Source organism: Modestobacter lapidis, from assembly GCF_054780755.1.
In genome coordinates this window covers 34,125-40,494 of the sequence record NZ_BAAGVS010000033.1, presented here as the reverse complement: position 1 = coordinate 40,494, position 6,370 = coordinate 34,125, and the positions used below count along the sequence as shown (strand labels likewise).

General features: G+C 70.8%; 4 protein-coding genes. 2 read left to right on the top strand and 2 right to left on the bottom strand.

What is annotated here, in order from left to right; genetic code table 11:
• Positions 1-66: 66 nt before the first annotated feature.
• Together ACYVG5_RS20600 and ACYVG5_RS20595 are read right to left on the bottom strand one after the other, a co-directional pair.
• Positions 67-4,083, bottom strand: a complete 4,017-nt coding sequence (locus tag ACYVG5_RS20600; protein ID WP_460683499.1) for an RHS repeat-associated core domain-containing protein — start codon at positions 4,081-4,083, stop codon at positions 67-69.
• Positions 4,084-4,152: 69 nt separating this feature from the next.
• The gene (locus ACYVG5_RS20595; RefSeq protein ID WP_460683498.1) at positions 4,153-5,421 is read right to left on the bottom strand and encodes a hypothetical protein; all 1,269 of its coding nucleotides are present in this window, start codon (positions 5,419-5,421) and stop codon (positions 4,153-4,155) included.
• Positions 5,422-5,711: 290 nt separating this feature from the next.
• Between ACYVG5_RS20595 and ACYVG5_RS20590 the strand changes: the two genes are divergently transcribed.
• A complete protein-coding gene (locus ACYVG5_RS20590) occupies positions 5,712-5,969 on the top strand; it encodes a type II toxin-antitoxin system VapB family antitoxin (protein ID WP_222050525.1) in 258 nt (85 codons plus the stop codon).
• Entirely contained in the window at positions 5,966-6,367 is a 402-nt protein-coding gene (locus ACYVG5_RS20585) for a type II toxin-antitoxin system VapC family toxin (RefSeq protein WP_222050524.1), read from the top strand. Before ACYVG5_RS20590 ends, ACYVG5_RS20585 begins: the two co-directional genes overlap by 4 nt.
• Positions 6,368-6,370: the final 3 nt, after the last annotated feature.

The window sequence follows — 6,370 nt, the reverse complement described above, 5'->3', positions numbered from 1 at the left end:
ACGATCGTGACCCCGAGAGCCCGCGCCTACATCCGGAACACCCGCGACGACCAGCGACGACGTCCTTCAGGCCGCCGAACCTGGTGAGAAAACCTCATTACATCCAGCCTGAGCGCCGAAACCTTCGTCTAAGCTACCCTCCGACTGGCCGACGGAAACGCCGCCCCCTCCGCCGGCGCCCAGCCCGACGGTGACGCCGTTATTTCCTTGGCCGTCCTCGCTCAAGCCGAACGTGATACACGCATACAAGCATGCGGAGAACTCCAGAGTCGTCGTGTCGAGCCCAGACGGGTCACTTCCGTTGATGGGATCTTCCGCTGCGTAGGCGTAGACGTTCGCTTCTTGGCCGCTGGGGTCGGGTTGGGTGAATCGGCCGATGGTGGGGTCGTAGTAGCGGGCTTGGAGGTGGTAGAGGTGGGTGGTCGGGTCGTATTGTCCGCCGATGTACTGCCAGGGGTTGGGAACGGTCTCGGTCTTGGCGCGGGAGACGCCGTAGGGGTCGTAGGAGTAGTGATTCTTCTCGACGCCGGCAGCGTCGACGAGGCTGATGATGCTGCCCTGACGGTCGGCGATGTAGTAGTAGCTGGCGCCGCCGACGCGGAGGGCGACCGGGGTTCCGTTGGGTTCGCGGATGACGGTGGAAGCCCCGGCGCCGGTCTGGGTGGTGACCCCCAGCGGGGTGTTCTGGTAGCCGCTGCCACCGGCGGTGAGGCGTTCCTTGTTGCCCTCGCCGGCGTAGGTGAACGGCGTCGTGGTCCCGTCGGAGGTCAGCGAGGTGAGCTGCCCACGGGGGCTCCAAATGCCGCCGGTGCGGGTGGTGGTCCCGACGGCGGAGAGTTCGGCGCCGTTCCCGTCGTAGCTGAACGCCCCGGCCGGTGTGCCGGCGCGGGCGATCAGGGCGTCGGTGGCGTCGTAGGTGTAGGTCGCCGCCGGTCCCCCGGTCTGCCCGGGGCAGGCCACGGTGGGGGCGGTGGAGGTGGAGTCGTAGGTGCGGTTGCCGTTGGCGTCGTAGCAGTAGGACCACGACGCGGTGATCGGCGCGGTCGGGGTGCCGCCGACGGTCTCCAGGGCGCGGGTGAGCCGGTTGAGGCCGTCGTAGCTGTAGGTCTGCACCGCGCCGCCGGGGACGAGGCGGTCGGTGCGGGTCTGCACCAGCGCCCGGTCGGTGCCGCCCTGGGCGTAGGTGTAGTTGAAGTCCATCACCACGGCGCCGTTGCCGGCCTGGGCCCAGTAGTCGGCGGGGCGGCCGGAGCCGTCGATGTTGCGCAGGTCGACCACGGTGCCGCCGGGGTAGGTGATCTTCTCGCGGGCGCCGTTGGGGTCGTAGGTGTAGGTGGTGCACCGGGTGACGGTGCCGGTGCAGGAGCCGCCGGGCTCGGCCAGGTTGATCAGGTTGTTGGCGGCGTCGTAGCCGTAGCGGGTGGCGCCCAGGCCGTCGGTGAAGGTGAGCAGGTTCCCGGCCAGGTCGTAGCTCAGCGTGGACGTCTGGGCACCGCCGCCGGAGGTCGCCGGGGTGGTCTGGGAGGTGAGCCGGTTGAGCGCGTCGTAGCTGTAGCTGGTGGTGCCGGCGGCATCGACCCGGCTCACGAGGTTGCCGTTCCCGTCGTGGTCGTAGACCTGGCAGTCGGCGGGGTCGGCGCAGCTGGTGGCGCCGTCGTAGCGCACCTGGGTGACCCGGTCACCTGCGTCGTAGAGGTAGGTGGTGACCTGGCCCTCGCCGTCGGTGACGGTCCTCGGCCGCCCGGCACCGTCGTAGCTGAACGTGGTCTCCTCGATCACCCCAGCGGCGGGCGGGGTCACGGTCCGCAGGTTGCCGGTGGCGTCGTAGGTGTAGGTGGTGGTCTGGCCCTTGCCGTCGGTGGTGCTGCAGGGCTGGCCGCCCTTCCCGCCGCCGGCGCACACGGTCGGCTGACCGGCGGGCGGGTTGTAGGTGGTGGAGGTGGTGACTCCGCCGGAGACCTGCTGGGTGGGGTTGCCGGCGGCGTCGTAGGACAGGGTCGTGGCGTTGCCCTGCGGGTCGGTGCCCGAGTCGGGCAGGTAGCGCTGCGGCCCGGTGCCGCTGTCCGGATAGCCAGCGGTGGCCGAGGCCCCGGTGGGCGTGGTCACGCCGGTGGGGGTGAACCCGCCGTCGGCGCCGTTGTAGCTGTAGGTGGTGGTGTTGGCCGCGGGCATCGCGTCGACCGCGGTGAGCACGTCGTTGTTCGGGGAGTAGGTGGTGGCCCGCACGTGCCCGAGCGGGTCCTTGGCTTCGATGATCTTGCCGAAGGCGTCCCCGCGGTAGGTGGTGACGTGGTTGTTGGGGTCGGTGACCTTCACCTCGAGCGCGCCGCCGGCGGAGCCGTAGCCGAGCTTGGTGGTGGCGTTGTAGCCGCCGGCGCCAGGATCGCGGACGACCTGGGTGACCCGGTGGCCGGTGTCGTAGGAGACCGCGGTGGACTTGCCGGCCGGCGGGGTGATCGAGGTGAGGTCGGTGCCGGTCCACCCGAAGGTGGTGGTCTCCCCCGAGGCGTCGACGATCGAGGTGAGCCGGCCGGTGGTGTCGTAGCCGAACACCACGGTGCGGGTGGCCCCGTCGATGGTCTGGGACAGTTTCCCGAGCTGGCCGGCGGGGACGCCGGTGCCGCCGAAGGTGAAGGTCACCGGGGCGCCGCCGCGGGTGCCGGTGATCGTGGTCGGCTTGCCCGCGGAGTCGTAGCTGAAGGTGTAGGCCACGCCGTTGCGGTCGGTGTCGGCGATCATCAGCCCGTCGGAGGCGCGGAAGGTCTGCTTGCGGTGGCTGGCCAGGGTGGTGAGCACCCAGTTGTTGGTGGCCGCGTCGCGCTCCAGCCGGGTGCCGCCGTCCCCGATCGGGGAGGCGTAGACCGCCGGGCCGCCGTTCCACTCGTACACCGCGGCGCGGCCGGTGGCATCGACGTAGCGCACCGACCCCTCGGCGTAGGGGATGAGGCGGGCGTCGGGGGACTCGGTCAACCGGAACCCCGCCCCGAGCAGACCGGTCGGGTCGACCGAGCCGGGAGCGGTGTGCAGGCTGTTGTAGACCACGCCGATGCCGCGGTCACCGCCGATGCCGGGCACGGTGAGCCCGGCCACCGAAAGGTTCAGGTTGCCGGTGCCCACGTTCACCGTGGCGGCGAGGGTGTCGGCGAGCTGGTAGTCCAGGGTGGTGGCCCAGCCTGGGGTGCCGGCGAACGCCGAGGGGCCGGCGGTCCACAGCGTCTGACCGGTGGCGGCATCCAGGGTGATCTGGCCGCCGGTGAAGTCGTTGCGGGCGCCGGCCGCGACCGGGTACTCGTCGCTGGTGGGGAACCCGAGGTAGGAGTTCTCCCAGCCCCGCTCGCCCCACTGGTCGTAGATGGCGCCGCGCAGCCAGTGCGCCCCGGTGGCGGGTGAGGAGTAGATGGAGCCGCCGGTGAAGTGGTTGAACGACCCGCCGGTGATCGCGGTTCCGTCGGTGGTCGGGTAGCCGACGAACGAGTTCTCCCAGCCCATGGCCGCCCACTTGTCCCGGATCGGGCCGGTGATGGTGTGTGCTCCGGTGCCGGGTGAGTAGTAGATCGAGCCGCCCGCGAAGTGGCTGTAGGAGCCGCCGGCGATGGGCGTGGTGTCGGTGGTCGGGTAGCCCAGCCAGGAGCCTTCCCAGCCCAGCGACGCCCACTTGTCCCGGATCGGGCCGGAGATGATGTGCGCCCCGGTGCCGGGTGAGTAGTAGATCGAGCCGCCCGCGAAGTGGTTGAACTCCCCGCCGGCGATGGCGGTGGTGTTGGTGGTCGGCACGCCGAGGGGCCCGTTGGGTCCGCCGGCGGCGTAGTACTTGTCTCGGACGACGCCGCAGACGGTGTGGAAGTTGTAGAGGTCGCAGTTGCCGTCGTAGGTCACCGTGATGGCGGGCACGGCGTGGGGGTTGTTGCCGGAGTTGAACTTCTTCCAGTAGGTCGGGTCGCCCTCGTTGGCCAGGATGGCCAGCGGCATCACGCTGCCCTTGGCTTTGGCGTAGCCGGCGACGTGGCCGGTCAGGTCGAACGCGACGTTCCCGGCCGGGCAGGAGGAGCTGTAGCCGCGGGCGACGTTCGCGCTGGCCAGCACCCCGCCCGACCACGGCTGGGTTGCCCCACACCACGGTGGCGGGGTCGAAGTCCGCCGCGTCGTGGATGTTCACCGTCCGCGGGGAGCAGGACCAGGCCCAGGTCTCCCAGATGTTGAGGTGGCCGACTGCACCACCCGGTTCTTGATCCCGGCCACGTCGAACCGCAGCAGCGACCGGTCGACCTGCCCGCCACCGGGGGTGCCCACCCGCAGCTCGGTGGAGCCGCCCTGCGGATCGATGCCGATGTTGTTCTGCACGAACGTGTCACCCAGCGCGCCCAACGCCACGGTGGGGTCGATCATCACCGGATACACCGTCGCCGGATCCTCGAAGACGTCGGCGGCCGGAGTGAGCGTCAGCGTGGTGCCGGCGTCGGCGCCGCGGCCGACGGTTTCGGTGACATCCATGCCCACCTCCCGCACCGCGACCGGTTCGTCGGTGCGCGGATCGGTCCGCGCGTCCCACATCAGCGGCGCGGCCGCGGTGCCGATCAGCTCCCCGCTGCCGTCCTGCCGGACCTGCAGCTCCCCGCCCGCGCCCTCGGCCACGGTGGCGCCGCTCGTGCTGACCGGGATGTCGATCTGCGCCAGCGCCGCCCGCGTCTCCGCCGAGGGGTCGCTGTTGACCACCAGCAGCTGGGAGAAGCCCAGCCGGGTCGCGGTCAGCACCAGATCCACGTCGGGAAGCACGTCGCGGTAGGTCGCGGTGTCCCCCTGCAGCACCGGCTCGGGCAGCACCCCGGCCCAGGACATCGTGATCGAGGTGCCCTTCCCGTCCCCCAGCGAGGCCAGCAGATCGTCCCCGCCGGCGGAGAACAGCGTGTCCCCCGGCACCGCCACCGGAGACACCCCCTCCGCGGTCACCTCCAGCGTGGTGTCCACATCGACCCACGCACCGTCCCGCTGCATCCGCACCGGCCCGGCCGAGGACTCCACCGTCACGGTCCCGTCCGGCTGGGCCGTGGTCAGCGACGTCTCGGTGGTCTCCTCACCCACCGTCACCGGCTCCCCGGTCCGCGCCGCCTCCGCCAGCGCCCGGCTCACCGGGTCGTCCACCGCCGGCGGCAACGCGGTGTCCACCGCAGGTTCGACCGCCGGGGCATCGGCCCGGGCGGCTGCCTGCGCATCGGCATCGGCGCTGGGCACCGGCGAGCTCAGATCCGGCACCGCCCCGCGCGGTGACGACTCACCCGCCGGGGCCGGCGGCGCGACAGGAGCCGCCGCCGCCGGAGCCGGCGCCGCGACACTGCCCGCGAGCACCGCCGCCACCACCGCGGGCACCACCGCGGGCACCACCGCGGGCACCAGCCAGGCAGCCCGGGAACGGGAGGAGGACACACCACGAGCACGGGACACAGACATGCAGACCTCACCAGGAACGCTCGAAGCAACAAGAAGGACGTGCATGAGCGCCCTGGCCAAGGCGATCGCCGAGGACACTGGCAGTGACATGCAGTAGCGGGAAAGTCACTGCACGTAATGGGATGACGCCGTCGTTCGACCCTCACGGAGCGTCATTCGGTCGAGCCCGAACGCGCGGCTGAGGCCTTCCCGTCGAGCCGGCAACGACGGCAGTGCGACAGAAGAAGAAGAGGTGCCTGGGCGACTCGGGCAGGTACCTTTCTGCCATGGCGTTGAGCATCAAGAACCGGGAGACCGAGCGACTCGCCCGCGAACTGGCCGCACTCACCGGAGGGTCGGTCACCGATGCGGTGACAACGGCCCTACGTGAACGGTTGCGCCAGATGACCGAGGTCGACGTCTACGAGCGGCGGCTCGCCTCCGCACGCCGGATCGGCGCGGACGCCGCCCCTCGCTGGCCGGAGCATCTACAGCACGGCGATCCGACCGAGATGCTGTACGACGAGAACGGGCTCCCGGGGTGATCGTCGACAGCTCGGCTCTGGTCGCCATCCTGCGCCAGGAGCCTGACGCCGACAGGTTCACGGAAGCACTGGCCCGCTCCTCGCGAAGCCTCCTGTCCGCCGGCACCTACCTGGAGGTCGGCATCGTCGCCGACAGCTCGCCCGATCCGGTGCTGGGCCGACGACTCGATGAGTTGCTGCAGGCGCTGGAGATCGACATCGCACCGGTCACCGAGCAACAGGCCATGGTCGCCCGGCGGGCCTACCGCGACTTCGGACGCGGGTCGGGTCATCCGGCACGGCTCAACTACGGAGACTGCTTCGCCTACGCACTGGCTCAGACGACCGGCGAACCGCTGCTGTTCACGGGCGATGACTTCAACCTGACCGATCTCCGCCCCGCACTGCCACCGGACTGAGAG

Coding starts and splice junctions, on each gene's coding strand:
- ACYVG5_RS20590 (WP_222050525.1), top strand. CDS start 5,712: ATGGCGTTGAGCATCAAGAACCGGGAGACCGAGCGACTCGCCCGCGAA.